At 59.1% G+C, this 25,542-nt stretch carries 23 protein-coding genes and 3 tRNA genes; all 26 read left to right on the top strand.

Going from position 1 to position 25,542, the window contains the following annotated elements; all coding sequences use genetic code 11:
- Positions 1-375 precede the first annotated feature (375 nt).
- The 26 genes from cysK (at position 376) to K7R21_RS06320 (ending at position 25,495) form a co-directional block, all read left to right on the top strand.
- Positions 376-1,329, top strand: a complete 954-nt coding sequence (cysK, locus tag K7R21_RS06445; RefSeq protein WP_224982447.1) for a cysteine synthase A — start codon at positions 376-378, stop codon at positions 1,327-1,329.
- Between the two features lie 322 nt (positions 1,330-1,651).
- On the top strand, positions 1,652-2,905 hold the full coding sequence (gene hybB / locus K7R21_RS06440) for a Ni/Fe-hydrogenase cytochrome b subunit (RefSeq protein WP_224982446.1): 1,254 nt from the start codon (positions 1,652-1,654) through the stop codon (positions 2,903-2,905).
- An 84-nt stretch (positions 2,906-2,989) separates the two neighbouring features.
- Positions 2,990-3,568, top strand: coding sequence for a thermonuclease family protein (locus tag K7R21_RS06435; protein ID WP_224982445.1), 579 nt, complete (start codon positions 2,990-2,992; stop codon positions 3,566-3,568).
- Between the two features lie 443 nt (positions 3,569-4,011).
- Entirely contained in the window at positions 4,012-5,160 is a 1,149-nt protein-coding gene (locus K7R21_RS06430) for an iron-containing alcohol dehydrogenase (RefSeq protein ID WP_224982444.1), read from the top strand.
- Between the two features lie 24 nt (positions 5,161-5,184).
- Positions 5,185-6,852, top strand: a complete 1,668-nt coding sequence (locus K7R21_RS06425; RefSeq protein ID WP_224982443.1) for an ATP-binding protein — start codon at positions 5,185-5,187, stop codon at positions 6,850-6,852.
- A gap of 28 nt (positions 6,853-6,880) precedes the next feature.
- Positions 6,881-8,401 (top strand): sigma-54-dependent transcriptional regulator, encoded by a 1,521-nt coding sequence (locus K7R21_RS06420; RefSeq protein WP_224982442.1) that lies wholly within the window; start codon positions 6,881-6,883, stop codon positions 8,399-8,401.
- Between the two features lie 231 nt (positions 8,402-8,632).
- Entirely contained in the window at positions 8,633-9,709 is a 1,077-nt protein-coding gene (locus K7R21_RS06415) for a glycosyltransferase family 9 protein (protein ID WP_224982441.1), read from the top strand.
- A gap of 113 nt (positions 9,710-9,822) precedes the next feature.
- Positions 9,823-9,897, top strand: a tRNA-Val gene (locus tag K7R21_RS06410).
- A 94-nt stretch (positions 9,898-9,991) separates the two neighbouring features.
- A complete protein-coding gene (gene thrS / locus K7R21_RS06405) occupies positions 9,992-11,902 on the top strand; it encodes a threonine--tRNA ligase (protein ID WP_224982440.1) in 1,911 nt (636 codons plus the stop codon).
- Between the two features lie 11 nt (positions 11,903-11,913).
- Complete coding sequence (gene infC, locus K7R21_RS06400; RefSeq protein WP_224983420.1) at positions 11,914-12,432, top strand: translation initiation factor IF-3; 519 nt, start codon at positions 11,914-11,916, stop codon at positions 12,430-12,432.
- A 28-nt stretch (positions 12,433-12,460) separates the two neighbouring features.
- Positions 12,461-12,658, top strand: coding sequence for a 50S ribosomal protein L35 (gene rpmI, locus K7R21_RS06395; RefSeq protein ID WP_129128247.1), 198 nt, complete (start codon positions 12,461-12,463; stop codon positions 12,656-12,658).
- A 192-nt stretch (positions 12,659-12,850) separates the two neighbouring features.
- Positions 12,851-13,204 (top strand): 50S ribosomal protein L20, encoded by a 354-nt coding sequence (gene rplT / locus K7R21_RS06390; protein ID WP_015720525.1) that lies wholly within the window; start codon positions 12,851-12,853, stop codon positions 13,202-13,204.
- A gap of 76 nt (positions 13,205-13,280) precedes the next feature.
- Positions 13,281-14,297 (top strand): phenylalanine--tRNA ligase subunit alpha, encoded by a 1,017-nt coding sequence (gene pheS / locus K7R21_RS06385; protein ID WP_224982439.1) that lies wholly within the window; start codon positions 13,281-13,283, stop codon positions 14,295-14,297.
- Positions 14,298-14,414: 117 nt separating this feature from the next.
- Positions 14,415-16,820 carry a phenylalanine--tRNA ligase subunit beta gene (pheT, locus tag K7R21_RS06380; protein ID WP_224982438.1) on the top strand — a complete coding sequence of 802 codons (2,406 nt, stop codon included), beginning with the start codon at positions 14,415-14,417 and terminating at the stop codon, positions 16,818-16,820.
- 86 nt (positions 16,821-16,906) lie between these two features.
- Positions 16,907-17,185: an integration host factor subunit alpha gene (locus K7R21_RS06375; protein WP_199393570.1), complete on the top strand. Its 279-nt coding sequence runs from the start codon at positions 16,907-16,909 to the stop codon at positions 17,183-17,185.
- Between the two features lie 2 nt (positions 17,186-17,187).
- Complete coding sequence (locus tag K7R21_RS06370) at positions 17,188-17,526, top strand: MerR family transcriptional regulator (RefSeq protein ID WP_224982437.1); 339 nt, start codon at positions 17,188-17,190, stop codon at positions 17,524-17,526.
- A gap of 14 nt (positions 17,527-17,540) precedes the next feature.
- Positions 17,541-17,617 (top strand) — tRNA-Pro (locus tag K7R21_RS06365).
- A gap of 129 nt (positions 17,618-17,746) precedes the next feature.
- Positions 17,747-18,478: a substrate-binding periplasmic protein gene (locus tag K7R21_RS06360; RefSeq protein WP_224982436.1), complete on the top strand. Its 732-nt coding sequence runs from the start codon at positions 17,747-17,749 to the stop codon at positions 18,476-18,478.
- Between the two features lie 556 nt (positions 18,479-19,034).
- The gene (locus K7R21_RS06355; RefSeq protein ID WP_224982435.1) at positions 19,035-19,667 is read left to right on the top strand and encodes a paraquat-inducible protein A; all 633 of its coding nucleotides are present in this window, start codon (positions 19,035-19,037) and stop codon (positions 19,665-19,667) included.
- Positions 19,664-20,302, top strand: coding sequence for a paraquat-inducible protein A (locus K7R21_RS06350; RefSeq protein ID WP_224982434.1), 639 nt, complete (start codon positions 19,664-19,666; stop codon positions 20,300-20,302). Before K7R21_RS06355 ends, K7R21_RS06350 begins: the two co-directional genes overlap by 4 nt.
- Entirely contained in the window at positions 20,295-21,974 is a 1,680-nt protein-coding gene (locus tag K7R21_RS06345) for a PqiB family protein (protein ID WP_224982433.1), read from the top strand. The genes K7R21_RS06350 and K7R21_RS06345 overlap by 8 nt, the downstream gene beginning before the upstream one ends.
- Positions 21,975-21,976: 2 nt before the next feature.
- Positions 21,977-22,570, top strand: a complete 594-nt coding sequence (locus K7R21_RS06340) for a PqiC family protein (RefSeq protein ID WP_224982432.1) — start codon at positions 21,977-21,979, stop codon at positions 22,568-22,570.
- Between the two features lie 60 nt (positions 22,571-22,630).
- Positions 22,631-23,611, top strand: a complete 981-nt coding sequence (gene glk / locus K7R21_RS06335) for a glucokinase (protein ID WP_224982431.1) — start codon at positions 22,631-22,633, stop codon at positions 23,609-23,611.
- Positions 23,612-23,860: 249 nt separating this feature from the next.
- On the top strand, positions 23,861-24,451 hold the full coding sequence (locus K7R21_RS06330; protein WP_224982430.1) for a MucR family transcriptional regulator: 591 nt from the start codon (positions 23,861-23,863) through the stop codon (positions 24,449-24,451).
- A gap of 145 nt (positions 24,452-24,596) precedes the next feature.
- Entirely contained in the window at positions 24,597-25,259 is a 663-nt protein-coding gene (locus tag K7R21_RS06325; protein ID WP_224982429.1) for an FKBP-type peptidyl-prolyl cis-trans isomerase, read from the top strand.
- A 159-nt stretch (positions 25,260-25,418) separates the two neighbouring features.
- Positions 25,419-25,495, top strand: a tRNA-Met gene (locus K7R21_RS06320).
- The last annotated feature ends 47 nt before the right edge of the window (positions 25,496-25,542 follow it).

Below are 25,542 nucleotides of genomic sequence, written 5' to 3'. Positions count from 1 at the left end.
CACCTGTGTCACGACCGCTGCTAGTTTATTAAAAAACCAAGTTTTCGACTGGTTAGGTGCTGTCGTCGAACGGACGAACCCACTGCGGCAGGTAAGTGTGGAGGCGTTATTGACCAGGTCGTGCGAGAATGCGAACGTCGTGGCCGCCGGATGTGTTACCTTTTTCCGGGCGACATGTCTGCTGTATCGAGAGGTGATGCGTCTCGAATTTGGATAAAACACATAGCTATGATCAAGTACTAAAATAAAATAGTTGACAATGTTGCAGGTTAAATATAAAAATTAGCGAAACCCTGAGAGATTGCCGAGAATTTCGCAGATGTTAAAGTTGGCGTTGCCAACGAAGGTCATCCACCCGAAAGGAGAACAACCAACATGTCCCGTATCTACCAAGATAACTCCCAATCCATTGGCAACACACCGTTGGTGCGGCTGAACCACGTGACCAAGGGGGCCAAGGCAACTGTCCTTGCCAAGGTCGAAGGGCGCAACCCTGCCTACTCGGTCAAGTGCCGTATCGGCGCCAACATGATCTGGGACGCCGAGGAACGTGGCGTGTTGAAGCCTGGGGTTGAGATCGTCGAGCCGACCAGCGGCAACACTGGTATCGCTCTCGCCTACGTCGCCGCCGCGCGCGGCTACAAGCTTACGCTGACGATGCCGGAGACCATGAGCATCGAGCGTCGCAGGGTACTGGCCGCTTTGGGCGCCAACCTGATCCTTACCCCTGGCTCCGCCGGTATGAAAGGCGCTGTTGCCAAGGCTGAGGAAATTGCCGCTTCTGATCCCGCACGTTATTTCCTGCCGCAGCAGTTTAAGAACCCGGCCAACCCGGCTATCCACGAGAAGACCACCGGCCCGGAAATCTGGGCGGATACCGACGGCGCCGTCGATGTCATCGTGTCGGGCGTCGGAACCGGCGGTACCATTTCCGGCATCGCCAGGTATCTCAAGCACACCAAGGGCAAACCGGTCATCGCCGTCGCTGTCGAGCCGAAGGAAAGCCCGGTTATTACCCAGAAACTGGCCGGACAGGAGCTCAAGCCCGGTCCGCACAAGATCCAGGGCATCGGTGCCGGCTTCATCCCGGAAACCCTCGACCTCTCCCTAGTCGATCGCGTCGAGCAGGTCGACAGCAACGAGGCGCTCGAATTCGCCAAGCGTCTGACCAAGGAGGAAGGACTCCTGGTTGGAATCTCGAGCGGCGCCGCCGTGGCTGCCGCCGTGCGCCTTGCCAACCTCGATGAATTTGCCGGCAAGACCATCGTGGTCATCCTTCCGGACCTCGCCGAGCGCTACCTCTCCACAGCACTCTTCGAAGAAGCGTAACCGTCACACAACCTCAAGTCTGTCCCTCGCCCCGGGTTCCCCCCGGGGCTTTTTTTGTCCATCCTGTAGATATGTCGGGGAGTGGTTGAGTGGTGGAACGCTGCCCCCCTTTTGCGAAGGGGGGCAGGGGAGATTTGCTTAGTTCCTGTGCTGCGCTTCGTGAACAGCAATGAGCTCTTGCTGGGCTTTCTTGAGAACCTCAATGAAGGGCAGGGGAGTCGGGATTGAATCTAGTGCTCCCGGTATACGCAACTGTTGACAGTTACCCCTTCCTCCCCTTACACTTGCGACGCTCCATCAGCGTAAGACGACAGGGACAGAGATGATCGGTGACAGTACACGCCATCCTGGCGGCAACGGAAAAATCTTAACGAAATCCTTTTTCGTCCTGTCTGTCCTATCCCTCGTCGGCATCTTCTTCACGGTGGTCCGCTTTGCCAAGGGGATCGGAGCTGTCTCCAATCTCAGCGATGGCTACCCCTGGGGAATCTGGGTCGCCTACGACGTCGCCATCGGCACCGGCGTCACCTGCGGCGGATACACAGTCGCCCTCTTAAGCTACATAATCAACCGCGGCCGCTACCACACCTTGGTCAAGTCCGCCATACTGACCAGCTTGTTCGGCTCCTTCCTGGCTGCCTCCTCCATCGTCGTCGAAATCGGCCGTCCCTGGAACGCCCACGGACTTATCTCCGCCACCAGTTGGCAGCCCAAGTCCGCCTTTTTCGAACTCATGCTCTGCCTTTTCGGCTACCTTATCGCGCTGTGCCTGGAGTATCTCCCTAACTTGCTCGCGTTCATTGGGTGCGGCAGACCCACGTCCCTGCGCACCATCGTGTTCAATACCCTCCTGCGCAAGGGCCTACTCTCCTGGCAACCTGACGGGGAGGGGAGCAGGCCGGTCGCATCTGCCAGGCTGGCGACCATTATCAACCGCACCCTGATCTGCTCGGCCGTGGCCGGAATCATCCTGCCCACCATGCACCAGTCCGCGCTCGGGTCACTGATGCTGATCGCCTCCACGAAACTGCATCCGCTCTGGCACAGCCCTTTTCTTCCCCTGCTATTCCTGATCAACTGCATCTATTTCGGGTACGCCATCGTCATCTTCGTTTCCGTTCTTTCTTCCTTCGTCCTTGAGCGCGGTTTTTACAACGCCCAACTCGCTGCGGTGGGCAGGATCGTTCCCTGGCTCACCACGGCCTGGCTAGTGATCCGCATCGGCGACGTCATGCGCCGCGACCAGGTCCCCGCCGTCTTTCATGGCGACTTCTACTCCATCTTCTTTCTGGCCGAGTGCTTCCTGATGGGGATCGGGGCCATTCCATTTTTCGGGGTCGGTACCAGGCACTCGCCGCGCCGTTTGTTTCTCGCCGCGGTGGTTATGCTCGTTGGGGGCGGACTGTACCGTTTCAACGTCTATCTGATCGGGTTTAATCCGGGCAACGGCTGGCATTACTTCCCTTCTTTTGCCGAAGTCATGATCGCAGTCGGCATTGTTTCCCTCGAAATCCTCGCCTACCAGTTGCTGATCAAGTTTCTTCCTCCGCTCCCTGCGCAGCAGGCGCGCTATTGAGCATTGCTTTGCCCACTCTCTTTTGTTAACATGACGCACGCATTTGCAAATCAACCGGTGGTGATGGTGGGAAGGGGGCTGTTGTTGAAAAAAGCTGGCTGTTTATTGGTGTTCTGGTCGTGCCTGCTCCTTTTGGTAGTGCCGGCCTGGGCCCAGAACGATCCCCATCATGATCCTCATATCATAGAAGGGCTGGTGGTGGGTGTCAGCGAAGGCGATCGCATCACCGTCAATTCCTACGGCACCGAAATACCGGTCCGGCTCTATGGCATCGCCGCTCCCCAGACCGCAAAGATCGACAAGTTTACCGGCTGGTACAGGCCGGGCCAACCCTACGCCGACGATGCCTTCCGGGCTCTCTCCTTGAAGGTACTGCACCAGGTAGTGCGCATAGAGATCCGGGAAACCCTCGTATTCAAGACCGAACCCACCCAGGTCGCCGTTGCCGTGGTCTACCTTGACGGTCGCAACATCAACCTTGAGATGCTCAACGACGGCTGGGCATGGGCCTACCGCAGGCTGCTCAGCAGAAGTGATCATCCGCACTACATGGGCATCGAGCGCATGGCACGCGCCAAACACAACGGCCTCTGGAGCCAAGGCAGCCCTCAGCCCCCCTGGGAGTTCAAACCGCACCTGAAGATAAAAAACAAACAGAACTGATCCTCCCGTCCCCCTTGTTTACACCTGAATAGAATGCTCCCGCCCTGACGGGCTGTGGAGTGTCTCTCTGCTCCTGCCAAACTGCCTAAACACCCTTACTCTCGAAGCTTTGTCATCCAGTTCCACATGCGATGCCGCTGTTAAAAACCGGTAGTGTTACAAAATAAGACGTTTTTCTTGTTCCAAAATGGCACAGTTGTTAGATATAGTGACATTCTCGCGCGGTGGGGCGGCGCACTGTTCCAAATCGAGTCGTCTTTTTTCGCATCTCGTAAAAAAGTGTCTCATTGTTTTGTATTCAACGGGATACCCGTATTCCTCATTAGAAATCTTGCCGCCCGGAGGTCCTTTCGTGCCGGTTTTGGTATCGATCTTGCCTGTGTATACGGTATCAGCCGGCGCAACAGCACCGGTGTAGAACCAGTTTCAGGAGTCACAGTACTATGGAAATCAGTAAGTTCGTAGCACCCGAAATCATCTTTGGCCGTGGCTCCCTGAGCCAGATCGGGGAGAGCGTCGTCCGTCTTGGCGTTTCCAAGGTCTTCCTGGTCAGCGACAACGACGTCATTTCGGCGGGGTGGGTCGATACCGCGGTGGATTACCTCCGTGCTGCAGGGCTCGACACGGTCATCTTTTCCAGCCTCACCACCAACCCCAAGGACTGCGAAGTCACCGAAGGGGCGGCCAAGTACCTCGCCTCCGGCTGCGACGGCATCGTCTCGGTCGGCGGGGGGAGCCCCACCGACGTGGCCAAGGCTATCGCCACCATCGCCTCCAACGGCGGGCGCCTCAAGGATTACGAGGGGATCAACAAAATCTCCACCCCGCTTCCTCCCATGGTCATCGTCCCCTCGACGGCGGGGGCCGGTTCCGAGGTGAGCCAGTTCACCATCATCGTCGACACTGACCGCAAGCTCAAGATGTCGATCATCTCGCGCTCCCTCATACCTGACATCGCCATAGTCGATCCGGAGCTGCTTAAGACCAAGGACGCCAAGCTGGCAGCCGCCACCGGGGTCGATGCACTTACCCACGGCATCGAGTCCTACGTGTCGCTGGCCGCAACGCCGCTCACCGATATTCACGCCCTGAAGGCGATCTCCCTCATCTCGCAGAACCTAAGACGGGCCGTTAGTGAAAGAAGCGATATGGACGCCAACACCAATATGGCCATGGCAAGCCTTACTGCAGGCTTGGCCTTTTCCAACGCCATCCTCGGCGCCGCCCACGCCATGACCCACCAGGTCGATGGCCTGCTCGACCAGCACCACGGCGAAACCAACGCCTCGATCCTGCCGCACGTGATGCGCTTCAACCTCCAGGCGTGCCCCGAGCGTTTCCGCGACATCGCGGTTGCCATGGGTGAGGATGTCACCGGTCTCGACGTTACCGCTGCCGCCGAGCGTTCCATCGTGGCGGTACAGCGCCTGATCGAGGACATCGGGCTCGCCAAGGGGCTTTCGGAACTCGGACTCAAGGAGGAGTTCATCCCGCTGTTGAGCGAGAATGCCACCAAGGATGCCTGCCTGGTCACCAATCCGCGCTATGCAACCCGCGAGCAGATCGAACAGATCTATCGCAACGCAATGTAGGCCTGGGGCCGCAAAGGAAATGCCGTGAAAAACAGGGGCAAACTCCTCGAACAGCTGACCGGCGTCGACTCCTCCAAGCTCAACTACTACGTTGAGCTTAAGAAGAGGAACCAGGACGTGCTGAAACAAAACAGTCGCCTGGAGATACTGCAGCAGCTGACCCGCGACATCAACATCGACATGTCCATCGGTGACATTATCGAGAGGGCCTTCCGAAAGCTTCCCGAGGCATTACCCTGCGACTTCCTGGCGCTGGCCAAGTTGACGGATGGGAAGCTCAAGCTGATCGCCGTCGCCCCGCGCGACTTCACGGACCTCGGCTACATCCCGAAGCAGTCCATCCTCTGGAACGCTTTCCGGGACAAGGGGGCCACCAGCTACAACCCGATGCTGGATCCGCTCTGCCTGGCGCAGGTCACCAAAAAACACGTGGAGCCGTTGCGCTCCCTTGCCGCGGCTCCGTTGTTCGAGCGCTCCTCGGTGACCGGCCTGCTGCTCCTGGGGAGCACCATCGACGCGGCCTACGCCCGTGCCGAACTGAACTTCGTGCAGCACCTGGCCGACCAGCTTGCCATCAGCATGCAAAACGCCCGGCTGTACAAACAGGTCTCCCGCGCCAAGAAAGAATGGGAAGCTACCTTCCGGGCCGTGACCGATCCCATCTTCCTGATCGACACCGACTATAACGTGCTGCTGCACAACGGTCAGCTTCCCCCCGGCATGAGCGACGCCTTTAACCAGGCCATCAGCAACAAGTGCTTCGCAAAGCTAAGGGGCGGCACCGAGCCTTGCCAGAACTGCCCGATCCAGGAGATCAAGGAGACCGGCAAGCCGGTGTTCCAGCAGTGGAATACCCCAGAAGGAGAGTTTCTCGAACTTTCCTACTACCCCGTCTTCAACGAGGAAAAGCAGCTCGCCGCGGTCACCATCATCATGAAGGACGTGACCAAGAAACTTAAGATGGAGGCGCAGCTGGTGCAGTCGGCCAAGATGGTGGCGCTTGGCGTCATGGCTGCCGGCGTGGCGCACGAGCTGAACAGCCCCATGACCGTCATCATCGGTACGGCGCAGATGCTCGCCCGGGACCTGCAGGGTGAGGAGGATTCCGAACACGCCGAGGCCCTCTCCGATATCATCAACTGCGGTCTGCGCTGCAAGCGCATCATCCAGAACCTGCTCACCTTCTCGCGCCAGGACCAGGCCCCATTCTCGCCGGTGGACTTGAACGCCGAGGCGGAGCGGGTTCTCGACATGATTCAGTACCAGATCAACCGTAGCCAGATAGCGATCTTCGAGCACTTCGACCGGGACCTTCCCAAGATCAACGCCAACGGCCCGCAGATCCAGCAGGTGCTGACCAATTTCCTGATCAATGCTCGGGACGCGCTCACCGAGGTGGACGGCAAGGAGAAGGTGATCGAGGTGTCAACGTCGCTGCGGGTGGATGGCACGCGGCGCTGGGCCATCCTGAGCGTCAGCGACAACGGCATCGGTATCGCGCCCGAGAACGTCTCCAAGATCTTTACCCCGTTTTACACCAGCAAGGAAGCAAGCAAGGGGACCGGACTCGGTCTCTCGGTCAGCCTGGGCATCGCCGAATCGCACCACGGTGACATCGAGGTGGAGAGCACCTTGGGGCAGGGGAGTCGTTTCAGTCTCGTACTGCCGGTAGATGAAAGTAACGATAATTAGTTGGGAGCAGGCCGTGACAGAATCTCAAATGCAAATCCTGATAATTGACGACGAACGGGACGTATGCACCTTTTTTCGGCGCCTTCTGACGCGCAAAGGGTACCAGGTGGTCACCGCGGCCAACGAGCCCGAGGCCCTGGCGGCGCTGGAGGCGGAGCATTTCAGTGTCGCCCTGGTCGACCTGAAGCTTCCGGACACGGACGGCATCACGCTCCTTGAGATCATCAAGGCCAGGCAGCCTTCCTGCGAAGTGATCATCATGACCGGCTACTCGACGGTCAAGACCGCGGTCACCGCCATGCAACTGGGCGCCTACGAGTACCTCGAAAAACCCTTCGACGACATCGACCAGATCGAAGCGATGATCGAGCGGGCCGCCGGGGCGGGCGCCGTGCTCGGCCGGGGTCTCGCCGCAGCCGACGAGTGGGCCGAGGTCGCCCAGGGGGTAGGCTTCCGCGTCGGGGTATCTCCGCCCATGAAGCGCATGGTGTCGCTGGCCTACAAGGTGGCCGGCAAGGATATCTCCGTCTTGATCCAGGGGAAGACCGGCACCGGCAAGGAAGTGCTGGCGCGTTTCATTCATGCCGCCTCCGCGCGGGCAGGACAACCCTTCATCCCGGTCAACTGCGGCGCACTTCCCGAGAACCTGTTGGAGAGCGAGCTCTTTGGTCACGAGAAGGGCGCCTTCACCGGTGCCAACCAGACCAGGCGCGGCATCTTCGAGTTGGCCAATAACGGTACTCTGCTTCTGGACGAGATTGGCGACGCCACCCCGCAGATCCAGGTGAAGCTGTTGCGGGTACTGGAGACCGGAGAGTTCATGAGGGTAGGGGGGGAACGCCCCATCAAGACCGACGTGAGGGTGATAGCCGCCACCAACGTCGACTTGGAGCAGGCCATCAAGGAGAAGACCTTCCGCGAGGATCTCTTTTACCGCCTCAATGTGGTGCGCCTGGAGATACCGTCCCTTGCCGAACGTCACGAGGACATCCCGCTTCTGGCCGAGCACTTCGTGCAGCAGTTGAACCGTGAACTCAGGCTGTCACCCGCCACCGTGCGCCTGTTGCAGGGGTACTCATGGCCGGGCAACATCCGCGAGCTCGCTAACGTAATGCGGCGCGCGGTGGTTATCTGTAACGGCGACACCATCCTTCCCGAGCACCTGGGGGGGACCTTCCTGGCGGGACCCTCCGCTACGGTTCGTTCGTCCGCCCAGCCGGCGCAGCGTTTTGCCGAGCCCCAGTCGTCCCCGACCGGGACCGACCTCCTCGAGCAGTGCAGAAGCTGTGACAGCCTGGACCGTCTGGGTGCGGACGAGTTGACCGGAATGCTGGCCTCTCTGCGCCAGGCTCAGTCCAACCTGCTTGCGGTGATGCGCAAGAAGAAGATCGTGCCGCCGCTACATGCCCTGAAGGACTCTGAGGCCGAGACCATCAAGGAGGCGCTGGCCCAGTACGACGGCAACATCACCGAAGCCGCCAAGGCCCTCGGCATTGCGCGCAATACGCTCTATAGGAAGATGAAGGAGCTGGATCTTCCCGGCCGGTAGTCTTCCCCCTCCCTGTCCCTCCCCCTCCGGGGGAGGGGACGTCGCGCCGGTCATCTCTCTTAAACTTGTCCTCTTCTCCGTCCTAACTCCGCCCATTAACTCCTCCCCCCGGAGGGGGGAGGTTGGGAGGGGGGGCTTCACCCACCATTGCAAACACCCCTCACTTTCTGATAATAGATGTGCTTGCCGGCAGCGTGTGCCGCCGGAAATACTTTCCAGGGGGGCCTTGTCTTGCAGGCCAAACATCTGAAACGTCTAGACTCACTTGCCGGTCCGCTGCTCGCCCGGCTTCTGCCGCGCCGGAAAAAGCCCGCCACGGCCGTGGCTCCCGGTTCGGCCCTTATCATCCGTCCCGGCGGTATCGGCGACGCTGTCCTGCTCATCCCCATGCTGCGTGCTCTCCAGGACGCTTATCCCTTGTACCGCATCGACATCCTCGCTGAGCGTAGAAATTCCGCCGCCTTCGAATTCAGCCCCGGGCTCCATGCTGTCCATTGCTACGACGAACCTGGCGAACTGCGTGCCGTCCTTAAGAACCGCTATGACCTGGTGATCGACACCGAACAGTGGTACCGGCTTTCCGCGTTGGTCTCACGCCTGATACGCTGCCGCCGCTCCATCGGCTTTGCTACCAACGAGCGCAAGCGGCTCTTCACAGATGCCGTCCCCTACGACCTGGGGGAGTATGAAGCCTTTTCCTTCTTCCGGCTGCTGGCCCCCCTGGGGATTCCGGCGCCGGGTCAGATTGCCGTCCCCTTTCTCGACATCCCTGCCGCAGCACAGGAGCGCGCCGGGGCCCTTTTGGCCCGTCTCGGCGAGCAACCATTCGTCGCCATTTTCCCCGGAGCCAGCGTGCAGCGCAAAGAGTGGGGTGGAGTGAGGTTTCGCCAGGTAGCAGCGTCTGTTGCGTTGGCGGGACACGCAACGGTCGTCGTTGGCGGAAAAGAGGATGATGACGTCGCCGACGCCATCGCCCGGGCCACCGGTGCCATTAATTTGGCAGGTCGCACGAGCCTTGCCGAGACAGCCGCGGTGATCGCGGCCGCCAAAGTCCTTCTTACCGGCGATTCCGGGCTATTGCATATCGCAGCAGGACTTGGCACGCGGACCTTGTCACTCTTCGGCCCCAGCGATGCCGTGAAATGGGCTCCTAAAGGGGAGGGCCACCGCGCTTTTGCCTCCTCACTACCCTGTGCCCCCTGCGCCAAGTGGGGCACCATCCCCCCCTGCGCCCACGAGGGGAGCTGTATCGACGCCGATCCCGCAGAAGTGGCTCGGGCGCTAATTCAGATGCTTAGGGAAGAGTGAGGTCATCCCGGACATTCTCCAATGAGAAAAATTCATGTGCACGAAACAAAAGCCTTGACTTTGAAATGGCGAATTGGTACAACGTCCAAGTTCCACGAAGCAGCAGCAAAAACAGGCGCGTAGCTCAGGGGTAGAGCACTAGCTCGACACGCTAGGGGTCGGCGGTTCGAAACCGCCCGCGCCTACCAATCAAAAGAGACCTTCAGTACGAGGTTCGACGGAGGCATCGAGTTTCGATGCCTCTTTCTGTTTTGCCAACAGTTTTTCAAAAAGGGGTCTTGCATGAACGAGATTAAGGTCACGCTCCCGGACGGTTCCCAAAGGCCCTTGCCTGCAGGCTCCTCCATCTTCGATCTGGCCGCCTCCATCGGAGCGGGTCTCGCCAAGGCTGCCATCGCCGGCAAAATCGACGGCAACCTGGTCGATCTCAACGCCAAGCTCGCCGACGGCGCCAAGGTTGAGATCATTACCGAGAAAAGCCCTGAGGCGCTCGAGATCATCAGGCACTCGACCTCGCATCTCATGGCGCAGGCGGTGAAGGCTTTATTCCCGCAGGCCAAGGTGACCATCGGCCCCGCCATCGAGACCGGTTTCTACTACGATTTCGACGTCGATCATCCTTTCACCCCGGAGGACCTCGAGAAGATCGAGGCCAAGATGCGCGAGCTTGCCAAGGCCGATCTCAAGATCGAGCGTTCCGAGCTCTCCAGCGCCGAGGCGATCGAGCTGTTCAAGAAGATGGGCGAAGACTACAAGGTCGAGCTGATCGAGGACCTCGGTGCCGACCAGGTCTCCCTGTACACTCAGGGCGACTTCGCCGACCTCTGCCGCGGTCCGCACCTCCCCAAGACCTCCTTCTGCAAGGCGTTCAAGCTTACCTCCATCGCCGGCGCCTACTGGCGCGGTGACGAGAAGCGCGCCATGCTGCAGCGCGTCTACGGCACCGCTTTCGCCGACAAGAAAGAGCTGGACGCCTATCTGGAGCGCATCGAAGAAGCCAAGAAGCGCGACCACAGGAAGCTGGGCAAGGAGCTCGATCTCTTCTCCTTCAACGACGAGGTCGGCGCGGGCCTGGTGATCTGGCATCCGAAAGGGGCCATGCTGCGCACCATCCTCGAGGACTTCGAGCGCAAAGAACACTTGAAGCGCGGCTACGATATCGTTCTGGGACCCCAGATCCTGAAGACCGAGCTCTGGCAGCGTTCCGGTCACTACGAGAACTACCGCGAGAACATGTACTTCACCACCGTGGACGAGCAGGGGTACGGCGTCAAGCCGATGAACTGCCTGGCCCACATGATGATCTACCGCTCGCAGCTTCGCTCCTACCGTGACCTGCCGCTGCGCTACTTCGAGCTGGGCACCGTACACCGCCACGAGAGGGCAGGGGTTCTGCACGGCCTGCTGCGCGTGCGCGGCTTCACCCAGGACGACGCGCACATCCTGTGCACCCCGGACCAGCTCGACGCCGAGATCAAGGGCGTCATCCAGTTCGTCACCGAGGTGATGGGGATCTTCGGCTTCGAGTTCGAGATGGAACTTTCCACCCGTCCCGAGAAGTCGATCGGTTCCGACGAGGCGTGGGAGATGGCCACCAGCGCCCTCCTGAACGCACTCAAGGACTCCGGCCGCCCCTACGAAATCAACGAGGGTGACGGCGCCTTCTACGGTCCCAAGATCGACATCAAGCTGCGCGACGCACTTGACAGAAGATGGCAATGTGCTACTATCCAGTGCGATTTTACCCTCCCGGAGCGTTTCGACCTCACCTACGTGGACGCGGACGGTGAGAAAAAGCGCCCCGTCATGGTGCACAGGGTCATCCTGGGCGCCATCGAGCGCTTCATCGGTGTCCTCATCGAGCACTTCGCCGGAAACTTCCCGACTTGGTTGGCACCGGTTCAGGCGACCGTTCTCACGGTTACCGACAACCAGATCCCTTACGCACAGGCTGCGTTCGACAAGCTGCGCGCGGCGGGCGTCAGGGTCCAGAAGGATTTCAGAAACGAAAAGCTGGGCTTCAAGATCCGCGAAGCGCAGCTGCAGAAGATACCGTACATGCTGGTCGTGGGTGACAAGGAGGTCGAAGCCGGCCTGCTCGCCCCGCGCTTCCGCGATGGCAAGAATCTCGATGCGATGACCCCCGAACAGTTCATCGCGTTCATAGAAAACGAAGTCAAAACCTACAAATAGGAGGTGGCGTCATAGCTAAACCTACAGTAAACATCAATCAGACCATCAGGGCCAAAGAGGTAAGGGTAGTAGGTGCCGACAGTGAGCAGCTTGGTATTCTTCCGCTTCGCGAGGCTCTGGCGTTGGCTGAGAGTCAGCAATTGGATCTGGTAGAGGTTTCGCCGACAGCCGTTCCCCCTGTCTGCCGTATCATGGATTACGGCAAGTTCAAATATCAGCAGGCTAAGAAGCAGGCTGAAGCGAAGAAGAAACAGGTACAGGTCGAGCTCAAAGAGGTTAAGCTTCGTCCCAAGACCGATACGCACGACCTTGAATTCAAGGTGAAGCACGTACGCCGTTTCCTGGAAGAAGGGAACAAGGCAAAGATAACCGTCGTTTTCCGCGGGCGCGAAATCACGCACCAGGAACTCGGCATGGCCGCATTGGAAAAAGTTGCCGCCGAACTGGCCGACATCGGTTTGGTAGAGGTACGGCAGAAGATGGAAGGGCGCAGCATGTTCATGATCGTCGCCCCCAAAGTGAAAAAATAAACACCACCAACAAAGGAGTAGTAAAACAATGCCTAAAATGAAGACCCATAGGGGCGCCGCCAAGCGTTTCAGCAAGACCGGCACAGGCAAAATCAAGATGGCCCACGCCTTCACCAGCCACATCCTGACCTCCAAGACCAGGAAGACCAAGCGCAACCTCCGCAAAAGCGGCATCGTAGCGGCTTCCGATCACAAGAACATCTGCTGCCTCATCCCCTACAAGTAACTGGGGCCAGGGACTAGGGACTAGGGGCTAGCTTAACCTGGTTACCGGGAACTAGGACCGGAGACTTGAATAACACTTATGACCATGGATGGAGCGTGTCGCCCTTTGTCCCTGGTTTACCGAAGTCCGAGAACCGTGAGGAAACGTCTCCCCTTGCGGATCCGGCTAATTTAAAAACCAGAAGGAGTTCGTATGCCAAGAGTAAAGCGCGGTTTTAAAGCGAGACAGAGAAGAAACAAGGTATTGAAACTTGCCAAGGGCTACCGCGGCGCAAGGAGCAAATTGTTCAGGAGCGCCACCGAAGCGGTGGATCGCGCACTGAACTATGCGTTCAGGGACAGAAGGGTGAAAAAGAGGGACTTCAGGGCTCTCTGGATCACCAGGATCAACGCAGCGGCAAGGATCAACGGCCTTTCCTACAGCAAGCTGATCCACGGTCTCAAACTCGCCAATGTCGAGATCGACAGGAAAGTGATGGCCGACCTGGCCGTTTCCGATCCCAAAGGTTTCGCAGCTATCGCGGCAGCAGCCAAAGCAAAATTTTAATACATACCGCGGGCATAAAAAGAAATGGGATAGCGATGTCCCATTTCTTTTTTTTATCCGCAATAGGGCGATTGCAATGAAGGAACAACTCGAAGCACTTTTACAAGAGGCACTTGCCGAGCTTTCTCAGGCCTCCACGGAAGAGGGGCTGCAGGAACTGAGGGTCAAGTACCTGGGCAAGAAGGGGGCCATCACCGGCGTCATGAAAGGGCTGGGCGCACTCACTCCCGAGGAGCGTCCCCTGGTGGGCCAGGTGGTGAACACGGTCAAAGCGAAACTCGAGGAGACCCTGGACGCGCGCGGCGCCGAGATCCGTGCCGCCGTCAAGGCGCAGCGGCTTGCCGCCGAGAAGATCGACGTGACGCTGCCCGGCCGCAAGCGTCCCCTGGGGTCCAAGCACCCGATCACCCTGGTGACCGAGGAGATCTGCTCCATCTTCGCAGCGCTTGGCTTTGCCGTTGCCGAAGGTCCCGAGGTCGAACTCGACTTCTACAACTTCGAGGCGCTGAACCTCCCCAAGGATCACCCCGCGCGCGACATGCAGGACACCTTCTACTTCGGCGAGAGCGTGCTCTTGAGGACCCATACCTCCCCGGTCCAGATCCGTACCATGCTGAAGCAGCCGCCGCCGGTGCGCATCATCGCGCCGGGCACCGTGTACCGCTGCGACTCCGACGCCACCCATTCGCCCATGTTCCACCAGATCGAGGGGCTTATGGTCGACAAGGGGATCACCTTCGGCGACCTGAAGGGTATCCTGACCCTGTTCATCAGCCAGCTCTTCGGCAAGGACATCGGCGTCAGGCTGCGTCCCTCCTTCTTCCCGTTCACCGAGCCTTCCGCCGAGGTCGACATCGCCTGCGTCATCTGCCGCGGCAAGGGGTGCCGGGTCTGCAAGGAGACCGGCTGGCTCGAGATCCTCGGCTCCGGCATGGTCGACCCCGAGGTGTACCGCCACGTCGGCTACGACTCGGAAAAGTACACCGGGTTCGCCTTCGGCATGGGGATCGAGAGGATCGCGATGCTTAAGTACGGCATCGCCGACATGCGGCTGCTCTTCGAGAACGACCTCAGGTTCCTGAAGCAGTTCTAAAAGGCATTGAACAGGGATAAAAGGGATAAATGGGATGAAAAGCTTATTTAGTTTTTGCCGTTATCCCCTGCATCCCTTTTATCCCTGTTACTAGATTTTCCATTCTAAGGAATCGCTATGATAGTTACCTATAACTGGATCAAGGAATTCGTCGATTGCGACCTGCCGGCTGCGGAACTGTCGCACCTGCTCACCATGCTCGGCCTCGAGGTCGAACGCATGGAAGAGGTGGGCGGCGGCATGGACGACGTGGTGGTCGCGCAAGTGGTGGAGAAGAACCAGCACCCCAACGCCGACAAGCTCTCCCTGTGCAAGGTCGATAACGGCAAGGAGATCCTCGACGTGGTCTGCGGCGCGCAGAACTTCAAGGCAGGCGACAAGGTCGCCCTGGCCCAGATCGGTGCGACCCTTCCCGGCGACTTCAAGATCAAGCGCTCCAAGATCCGCGGCGAAGAGTCCTGCGGCATGCTCTGCTCCGAGAAGGAACTCGCGCTTTCCACCGAGTCCTCCGGCATCATGATCCTCCCCGAAGATTTCAAGATCGGCACCCCGCTCTTCGATGCGCTCGGCACCAAGGACGTCATCTTCGAGATCGGGCTCACCCCCAACCGCGCCGACTGCCTGAGCGTGGTCGGTATCGCCCGTGAAGTCGCCGCCAAGCTGGGCAAGAAGGTGCATTACCCGGGACTCGATGTCGACGAGACCGGCGCCCCTATCGACGGCATTGCCAGCGTCGAGATCCTCGCTCCCGAACTCTGCCCGCGCTACACTGCGCGTCACATCACCGGCTGCACCCTGGCAGATTCCCCCGCCTGGCTTGCCAACCGTCTCATGGCCGCCGGCATCCGCTCCATCAACAACATCGTTGACGTGACCAACTACGTGCTCCTTGAGTACGGGCACCCGCTGCACGCCTTCGACTTCAAGCTCCTGGCTGGCGGTAAGATCGTGGTCGCCGCTGCGGGTGAGGGTGAAAAGTTCGGCACGCTGGACGGGCAGGAGCGCGAACTTACCGCCACCGACCTCACCATCCGCGACGGCGCAAAAGCTGTTGCGCTGGCCGGCATCATGGGGGGCGGCAATTCCGAGATAGGGGAGGGGACCACCGAAGTGCTCCTGGAGAGCGCCTACTTCAACCCCTCTGCCATCCGCAAGACCTCCAAGCGCTTGGGCATCCACACCGAGTCCTCGCACCGCTTCGAGCGCGGCGCCGACATCGCGGGCCTCACCCGTGCGCTTGATCGCGCCGCACAGCTGATCGCCGAGCTTTCGGGCGGCAAGGTGGCCAAGGGCGTCATCGACGTCTACCCGGTGCCGGTCGAGCCACGCGTCATCACGGCGCGCCTGGCCCGCATCAACGCCGTATCCGGCCTCGCTCTTGGTGCTGACGAGGTTGAGGACATCTTCCGCCGCCTCGAGTTCGAGGTGACCCAGGCCGAGCCGGGCGTATTCCAGGTCAAGGTGCCGCTGTTCCGCGTCGACCTGGAGCGCGAGATCGACCTGGTCGAGGAAGTGGTGCGTCTGAACGGGTTCGACAAGGTCCCGGCCACCCTGCCGCAGGCCTCGGTCTTTTCCGATCTCCCCTCTGACGCCCAGCGTCTTGCCGCTAAGGTGAAAGACCTCCTGGTTGCCCATGGCCTGAACGAGGTGATCAACTATAGCTTCGTCGCCCCGTCCTCCTGCGAGAAGATCCTGTTGCCGGAAGGGGATCTGCGCAGCAACGGCATGGTGCTCCTGAACCCGATCTCCGACGAGCTTTCGGTAATGCGTACCACCATGCTCCCTGGCCTTTTGGATACCGCGGTCAAGAACGTGAGCTTCCGCACGCTCAACCTGCGCATCTTCGAGATGCGCCGCATCTACCTCCCCGTGGAAGGGGAGGAACTGCCGCAAGAGCCGCTCTACATCTCCGCGCTCTTAACCGGCAGGCGTGACCTGGAAGGGTGGAACCAGGGCAAGGACGAGATCGACTTCTTCGACGTGAAGGGGATCGCCGAGAACCTCCTCGCCGAGCTTAACGTCGGAGGCGTCAACTTCAGCGCCGAGGATCTCGACCCGTACTACCACCCGGGCAAGTCCTGCCGCATCCTCTCCGGCAAGAAGGTTCTGGGCTCCCTGGGAGAGCTGCACCCGACTGTGCAGGAGAACTACGGCATCGCGACGCCGCTGTACTACCTCGAACTCAACTTCGAGGCGCTCCTTGCCTGCCGCAAGAAGCAGGGTGCCGCCCAGGTCCCTTCGCGCTTCCCGTCCACCTTCCGCGACATCGCCATGCTGCTCCCCCGGGAACTGCCGGTTGCCGACGTGGTTTCCTGCGTCAATGGCGTCAAGGCACCGGAGCTGGAAGGGGTGGAAATCTTCGATCTCTACATGGGCGGCAACATCGCGTCTCATGAAAAGAGTGTCGCTATTCGCGTCCGTTACGGCTCCAAGGAAAGGACCCTGACCGACGACGAAGTGACCCGTCTGCACCAGAGGGTTATTGATGCGCTGCAGAAAAAATTAAATGTTTCGTTCAGATAAAAACGGTTGCGAAATCGAAAACGCTATGGTATTAGATTAAGCCGCTGTTGAGAACACACTGAAATGCTTCACCTGTTGAGGGGATTATGACCAAAGCGGACATCGTAGAAAAAATTTATGAGAAGGTCGGTTTCTCCAAAAAAGAATCCGCCGAACTCGTTGAGACGGTCTTCGACCTCATTAAAACCACTCTTGAAGACGGCGATAAAATCAAGATTGCCGGGTTCGGCAACTTCGTAGTGAAAGAGAAGTCCGATCGTCGTGGCAGGAACCCGCAGACCGGCGAGGAGATCACCATCGTGGCTCGCAAGATCCTCACTTTCAAGCCGAGCCAGGTTCTCAAGAGCGCGATCAACAGCCAGTAACGATGATTACCGGGATCCCGGACAAGCATTACCTGAGGATCGGCGAGGTTTCCGCCCTGACGGGACTTCCCACCTCGGTCTTGCGCTTCTGGGAGACCGAGTTTTCCTCCCTGGCTCCCAAGAAGAGCAGCAGCGGCCAGAGGCTCTACACCAGGAAGGATGTGGAGTTGGTCGCACAGATCAAAGAACTCCTGTACGTTGAAAAGCTCACCATAGAGGGGGCGAGGCAGCGTCTGGAGGGGAAGAAAAAGTACCGAAAATCTGACCTTTCCGGCGAAACGCTTGCGGCGCTGCTTCATGACGTGAAGCTGGAACTGACCAGTTTGAGGGATCAGTTGTAATTATCAGGTTTAATCGGTGCGTAGCGCAGCCTGGTAGCGCACTAGACTGGGGGTCTAGTGGTCGCTGGTTCGAATCCAGTCGCACCGACCATTTTAAACAGCCACTCGGGACATCTCCCGGGTGGCTGTTTTGTTTTTTGGCAGCTTCCTTCCCTTCCTGCTTCCGGATTGACTCTATTTCAACTTTGACTAAAATGATCTCCATACTAATGGAGGGGCTGTGAAATCTCTAGTTTTCGCTGTGCTGTTCCTCTTCTATTCGACCCAAGCCCATTCCCAGGACCAGGATCTGCGTCTGTCGGTTGCACAATCGTTGCTTGATTCAGCCAACCCGCGCATGTACACGGTCCTCACCAAGATCCGCGCTGAGCTTGCCAGGAGATCCGGCATCGGCATTACGTTCGTGCAACTGCCGCAGGCCCGGGCGATACAGTACGCAAACGACGGAATAACCGACGGAGACTTTGGGCGGGCAAAAGAAGTCTTGCCCTTGTATCCCAATCTGGTACTCGTTCCTGAGCCGCTGCTGACCCTTAAAATCATTGCCATCAGCAAAACGAAAGGTAACCTGGCGGTTACCTGGGACTCTTTGAAAGATGAACGGGTTGTCGGTGTCTTGGGGTCGCGCTTGACCAGTTCCATGCTCAACGGGAAATCCCGAAAGGGAAGCTATACCGAGGTCTCCGGCAGTGAACCTGTGATCATAGAAATGCTCTTGCGGGATCGGGCCGATTTCGGCGTCGGCACCGATTTTCTGCTGATGCCTGCACTTAAAAGGTATGATCCTGCACACCAACTGCACGTCCACAGCCCCCCTCTGGGAACGTATTCTATGCATATTCTGTTGCACAAGGACAGGATGGGAGCTGTCCGAAAGCTGGATAGTGCTTTGAAGTCCATGAAGAACGACGGAACCCTCAGCAACCTCCTGCGCGGTGTTGGCAGTCAGTGACAATCTTCACTCTGCATCCTTCTCATCTTCGTAACCCTACCGCACATTCATTCTTGTTCACCACTGGTTCTTTCTTTGTAAGGCTGGCACTATCACAATGTCCTATTGTCTTTCCTGTTGCTGACGCCTTGTGATGTTTGAGGGGATTGCTCCATAACTTGCTGTTGACTATGTATCGTACTAAGTATATCTTGCTCCCCTGGCGTGCATTCGGCGCACAGGTGCTTGCTTGCGCTGATAACAGCAATGGGATTAATCGCAGGCAGCGCAAGTCCCGACGGGGTGAGTATGGCACCCTCTGGTTTGCGTAACGTGCTACTTCATTGTTTCGTACTACCCATGCCTCATAGATGTGCCCGGCTGATTGGTGCTGGTTTCGAATTCAATCGGCATCGACTAGTTCTATCAGCCGCTCGGGAGTTTTCCCCGGTGGCTGATTCAGTTTTAACCGACAGTGTGGTATGTTTATCACTTGTCAGTGCCCCGAGGGCGCCCCTGGTGGCCACGTGTCTTTCCGTGCGTCGCTGCTGAGGCAAACGATGGAGATTTTCTCCTGATGACCGATCATACACGGCAGCTCATCGCGTGCCATGACTGTGACTTGTTGCAGCGCGATATACAGTTGAACCCCGGCTGCTATGCCAGTTGCCCGCGCTGCGGCGCCGTTTTGTACCGCAACGCCACTGACAGCGTCGATCGCACCCTCGCCTACACCCTGGCCGCGGCCATGGTTTTCCTCGGCGCGAATGTGTTCCCTATCTTCAGCATCGAGGTGCAGGGGGACCGCAGCGCCATCACCCTGTTTGGGGCCGTCCTTTCCCTGTGGGACCAGCATATGAAAAGTATCTCGCTGCTCGTGTTCCTCACCGCTATGGTTGCCCCCGCCGTGGAACTGATCTCGATCACCTACCTGCTGTTGCCGCTCAAGCTGGGCAAAGTCCCCCCGAGCTATCCGCTGTTCATGCGCGTGCTCCAGGTTCTGCAGCCGTGGGGCATGGTGGAGGTGCTCATGCTGGGGGTTCTGGTCTCGCTGGTGAAGCTCACCAACAACTTTCGCGTCATTCCCGGGATGGCGCTTTGGTCCTTCGCCGTCCTGACCCTGCTTCTTGCTGCCGCGGCCGCATCCTTCAATGCCCGCGACGTGTGGGCGCAACTGGACGCCACGTGGCAAGGGCAGGCTAAGCCGTGACCGCACCGGCTCCCATTGCGGCATCACGGGGGCTGTGCTCGTGCCATGTCTGCCAGCTGGTCTCGCGACGCGACCAGCGGGCGCAGGTGGCGCACTGCCCGCGTTGCGGCGCCCGGCTCCATTTCCGCAGACCGGGCAGCGTGCAGCGCTGCTGGGCGCTGATTATCGCGTCATACATCCTCTACATACCGGCCAATGCCCTTGTCATGATGGAAACCGGCTCCCTGATCAGCTATCGCAAGGACACCATCGTCAGCGGGGTGGTGCACCTGTGGAGGACCGGTTCCTGGATGATCGCGGTGATCGTTTTCGTAGCGAGCGTGGCCATTCCGCTCTTGAAACTTTTTTCGCTTACCCTGCTGCTTATATCCGTGCAGCGCCGCTCGACCTGGAGCCCGCGCCAGCGTACCCGCCTGTACCGGCTGGTGGAGGCGGTGGGGCGCTGGTCCATGCTCGACATCTACGTGGTAACCCTGCTAGCCGCGCTGGTGCAACTTGGTTCCATGGCCACGGTCAAGGCCGGGCCTGCCGCGGTGGCCTTCGGTGCGGTGGTGGTGCTCACCATGTTCGCCACCATGGAGTTTGACCCTCGCCTGATTTGGGACCCGCTGCAGAAAGAGGAGTTTCATGACTGACAGACACAATGAGATGCAGGACATACCGGAAGCGGTTAGCGAACCAAGACGCCGCTTCTCGGTCCAGCTGGTCTGGATCATCCCCATCGTGGCCGCCATCATCGGCCTTTCCATCGCCGCCAAGGCCTGGATCGACCGGGGCGAGACCATCACCATCTCCTTCAAGACCGGCGAGGGGCTGGAAGCCGGCAAGACCAAGTTGAAGTACAAAGACGTCATGATCGGCGAGGTGAAATCCATCGCCATCTCCAACGACCGCTCCCACGTCGTGGTCACCGCCGAGGTCTCCAAGGATGCCAAGGGACTCATGGTCAAGGACACCCGTTTCTGGGTTGTGCGCGCCCGCATTTCCGGCGGCAACGTCACCGGTTTGACCACCTTGTTGGGCGGCTCCTATATCGGCGTCGAGGCGGGTGCGTCCACCGAGCTGCGTGACCACTTCGTAGGGCTTGAGTCCCCGCCGGCGGTCTCCATGGACGTCCCCGGTCGACAGTTCGTGCTTCACACCGACGACGTTGGCTCGCTCTACACCGGTTCCCCGGTTTTTTTCAGGCGCATGCAGGTCGGCCAGGTGATCGCCACCGACCTCGACAAAGACGGCAAGGGCGTTTCCGTCCGGATTTTCATCCGCTCGCCCTACGACCGTTTCGTTACTACCGACACCTTTTTCTGGCACGCGAGCGGTGTCGATCTCTCCGTCTCCCCCAACGGGGTCAAGCTCAACACGGAATCGATGCTGGCTGTCCTCCTGGGGGGGATTTCTTTCGAACAGCGCCCCAATGCGCCGGAAACCCAGGCGGCGCCCGCCAATACCGCCTACACCCTCTATGCGACCCATGACGAGGCGCTGAAAAACTCGGTGGTATCTGAGAAATTCGCGCTGCAGTTCCGCGAATCGGTGCGAGGTCTTGCCGTTGGCGCACCGGTCGATTTGCGCGGTGTCACCGTGGGTGAGGTCACCAACATCGACGTGACGCTGGATCGATCCCGCTCCGATTTTTCAGTTGCGGTCGAGATTCAGTTTTATCCAGAACACCTGCTCTCCCATCTGCACGCGGGGAGGGAAGGGCTGCTGCCGTCTCCTGGCAGCGTCCAGACCCACAAGCTTCTCGACGACCTGGTGGCGCACGGTTTCCGGGCCCAGATCAAAAGCGGCAGCCTGTTGACCGGTCAGCTCTACGTAGCCCTCGATTTTGTCCCCGGCGCGCGCCCGGCCAGGATCGACTGGAATGCTGCCCCGCCGCGCTTCCCGACCGTGCCCGGATCTATGGAGAAGCTGCAGAAGAACCTGACCGAGATCGTCCAGAAAATAGAGAAACTCCCCCTGGAGAAATTGGCCGGCGATGCCGGTCATACTCTGCGTTCGCTGGACGACACGCTAAAGAGCGCAGACCAGTTGCTCAAGAACATGGATCGCTCGCTAGTGCCGGAGGCAAAATCGGTGCTGACCGAAACCAGGACTACGCTTGAAGACGTCAGGAAGACGTTGACCGAGGCCAGAGGCACCTTGGGCGGGGCCAGCCAGGTCCTCTCCGCCGATGCCCCGGTGCAGGTCGATCTGCGCGACACCATGCGCGAGGTGTCCCGCGCGGCCCAGTCTCTGCGGGTGCTCGGGGATTACCTTGAACAGCACCCGGAAGCGCTGATCCGCGGCAAAAAGGAGGAAAAGTAACCATGCGCAGGACATCAGCCTTCTTCGCCCTCGTCGCCGCCTTGCTTCTTGTCTCCGCCTGCAGCAGGTCGCCGCGGGTCACCTTTTACACGCTGACCCCCGTGGCTGCTGCTGGCGCCGTGCAGCAGAACTTCTCCAGCGCCGTCGCCGTCGGCCCGGTCACTATCCCGGAACTGGTCAACCGGCCGCAACTGGTGGTGCGCCTGGCGCCCAACCGCGTTGACGTCCTCGAATCGCACCGCTGGGCAGAGCCGCTCAAAAACGAGATCCCGCGCCTCTTGGCGCAGGACCTCTCTCCGCTGCTCGGCTCAAGCCGCGTCTTCGCCTACGACCAAGTATCCGCCGCCGCGGCACAATACCGCGTACTGGTGGATATCGTGCGCCTGGACACGGTCCCCGGCGACAGTGTCACCATCGAGGCGGGTTGGGTGGTGCGCGGCGCCGGGAACGGCAGGAGGGAAGGGCGGGCCGTGATTCGGGAAAAAGTGGCCGGTTCCGATTATGAGGCCGTGGCCGCAGCATTCAGCCGTGCCCTGGCCGGTTTGAGCGCCGAGGTGGCGAAGAGCGTGCGCAGTGAGGCTGCCGGCGCCAAGTAGCGCCTGCCGGACGTGATGGTATGCTGAAGCGTGCCCGGCGCTGAGCCGGAAGGAGGCGGTATGCTGATCCTGGCAGGGGATGTGGGTGGGACCACGACGCGACTTGCCTATTTCGAGGCGGACGCCGCCGGACTCACCGTTCTTTATCACGCACAGTACAAAAGCACGGCTCACGGCAGTCTTGCCGAGATACTGCGCCACTTTTCCCTGCAACACGGCATCGTTGCCGAACGCGCCTGTCTCGGCATCGCCGGTCCCATCATCGAGGGACGTGTCCGCACCCCCAACCTCCCCTGGAGCATCGACAGCTCCGATCTGGTCCAAACCCTGGGCATCTCCGATGTGCGCCTGATCAACGACCTGGAAGCCAACACCTACGGCATCGCCGCGCTGAAGCAGGACGACCTGTTCACCCTCAACGCCGGGACTCCTCGCCCCGATGGCACCATCGCCGTCGTTTCCGCCGGTACCGGGCTGGGCGAATCGCTGGCCTACTGGGACGGCGATACGCACCGGCCGCTCCCCTCGGAGGCGGGTCACGCAGATTTCGCGGCACGCAACGACCTGGAGGCGGAGCTGCTGCTATATCTGCAAGGCAAGCATGGCCGGGTCAGTTACGAACGGGTCCTTTCCGGGCCCGGCCTGCACGACATCTACCGCTTTCTGCGCGATCGGCGCTACTACGACGAGCAGCCCGCCGTGGTCGAAGCCATGGGGAGCCAGGATCCACCCGCCGTGATCACCCGTGCCGCCCTCAAGGGGAGCTGCCCCATGTGCGCCAAAGCGGTAGACCTGTTTATCGGCGTCTACGGCGCGGAGGCGGGAAATGCCGCCCTCAGGTTCCTCGCCACTGGTGGCGTCTACCTGGGCGGTGGCATCGCCCCCAAGATCCTCGACCTGCTCAAGAGTGCCACCTTCATGGTCGCCTTTACTGCCAAGGGAAGACTGAGCCCGCTGGTACAGTCGATCCCGGTACACGTCATCCTCAACGAGGATACTGCTCTTCTCGGTGCGGGGCGGGCGGCGTTTTACGCCCGTTGATCTTTGTTACCGATCGTATTCGCATAACTTTCTTTTCCGTCCCCCCCTTCATTGTTTACTCCAACACAGCTTTAGATCAATGCAAAGCTCAAAGCATGGATACCACGATCGAAGCACCTTTTTCCAATTCTGAATGATTCTTATTCTAGAAAAGCTTTATTGAAGCTGAACATTATTTGTATTTTATTATTGACAATATTTTTGTCTCTGCTATTAATCACTCAATCATATTACCGAGGAGGATGATTAATGGCGACATTGGTAGAAATAGCGGCACAACTCGTCTCATCGCACGCCTCCAGCACGCCGATGACGTCGGACGAGCTTCTTGCGGAAATAGCCAAAGTACATGCAGCACTCAAAAACCTCGAAGCCGGCCAGGCGATTGAAGGTGTCGAAGAAGCACGTCCTTCAGTTTCAGTCAAGGAGGCGTTCAAGAAGAATGAAGTTGTCTGCCTTCTTTGTGGCAAGGGGGGCTTCAAAACCCTGGCACGCCACCTGAGCACAGCCCACGGCATGAAGCCCGGCGCTTACAAAAAGCAGTTCGGTATTTCCAGCAAACAGGCTCTCTCAGCAAAAAGCTACTCCGAGGCGCGTCGCAAGATGGCCCAGGACCGCGGCCTTGCCGACAATCTCGCCAAGGCACGTGAAGTGCGCATGGCTAACATAGAAGCCAAAAAAGAGGGCGTAGCCAAGCCTGCCAAGGCGGCCAAAATAGCCAAACCGGCCAAGGCAGCGGCAACCGCAAAAGCTGTCAAGGCGCCCAAGGCCGCCAAGGCACCGAAGGCTGCTCCCAAGGCGGCAGCGCCTAAGGCTGCAGCGCCCAAGGCAAAGAAGTAGGCCGACCGGGTACAATCGACACAAAACAGCACCTCCAGTCGGGGTGCTGTTTTTCGTTTGGTTGTACCCGACAAACTGTTCGATGCACACCGTGCGATAACTGGTATAGTTGTACCTTCTTATAACAACAGACAGGAGGAGTACTATGAGCAGGCTTTTGATTGTTGCATTGGTAGCGCTTTTTGCATTACCGGCCTATGCGGCCGACGAGAAGAAAGCGGACGAGCAGAAGACGTTCTATGCGATCGGGCAGGTCATGGCCCGCCAGCTTGCTATCTTTGAGATGTCTCAAGACGAGCTGGACCAAGTGATGAATGGAGTCAAAGACGGCGTCGAAAACAAGACTCCGGGATTCGACTTGGAGCCCTATAAAGCGAAGATTCAGCAACTGGCTCTTGCGCGCCGCAACGCGCAGGGTGAGAAGCTGGCAGCGAAGACCAGGGAATTCCTCGAGAAGGCGGCCAAAGAGAAGGATGCCGTTAAGACCCCGTCGGGCCTCATCTACAAGTCCCTCAGGGAAGGGACCGGCGCCAGCCCGACTGCCACTGACAAGGTTAAGGTCAACTACCGCGGCACCCTGATCGACGGTAAGGAATTTGACAGTTCCTATACCTCTGGCCGTCCCGTCGAGTTCGGGCTGAACCAGGTCATCAAATGCTGGACCGAAGGACTGCAGAAGATGAAGGTAGGGGGCAAGTCGCAGCTTATCTGTCCTGCAGACCTGGCCTACGGTGAGCGCGGTTCCGGGCTCATCCCCGCCAATGCGACACTGGTATTCGAAGTCGAGCTTCTGGATATCGTGAAGTAGTTTATGTCGTAGTTAGCAGCCGTGAGAGATGAAAAACTTTTAGCAGAGTTTTTTATTGACAAAAAAAGCGCTTTAGAATATAAAGGGTGTCTCTTGAGGCGGCGCGATAGAGCTGCTGTCAGTGAAGTAGGTATTTGACATCATTAGATTAAAGAGCTTGGCGGTGTAGCTCAGCTGGTTAGAGCACACGGCTCATATCCGTGTTGTCCGGGGTTCAAGTCCCTGCACCGCCACCATACAAAAAGAGCCTTCCGGTTACGCCGGAAGGCTCTTTTGCTTTGTG

It is taken from the genome of Geomonas agri, assembly GCF_020179605.1.
Taxonomy (GTDB): domain Bacteria; phylum Desulfobacterota; class Desulfuromonadia; order Geobacterales; family Geobacteraceae; genus Geomonas; species Geomonas agri.
This window is presented reverse-complemented; position numbering and strand designations above follow the sequence as displayed.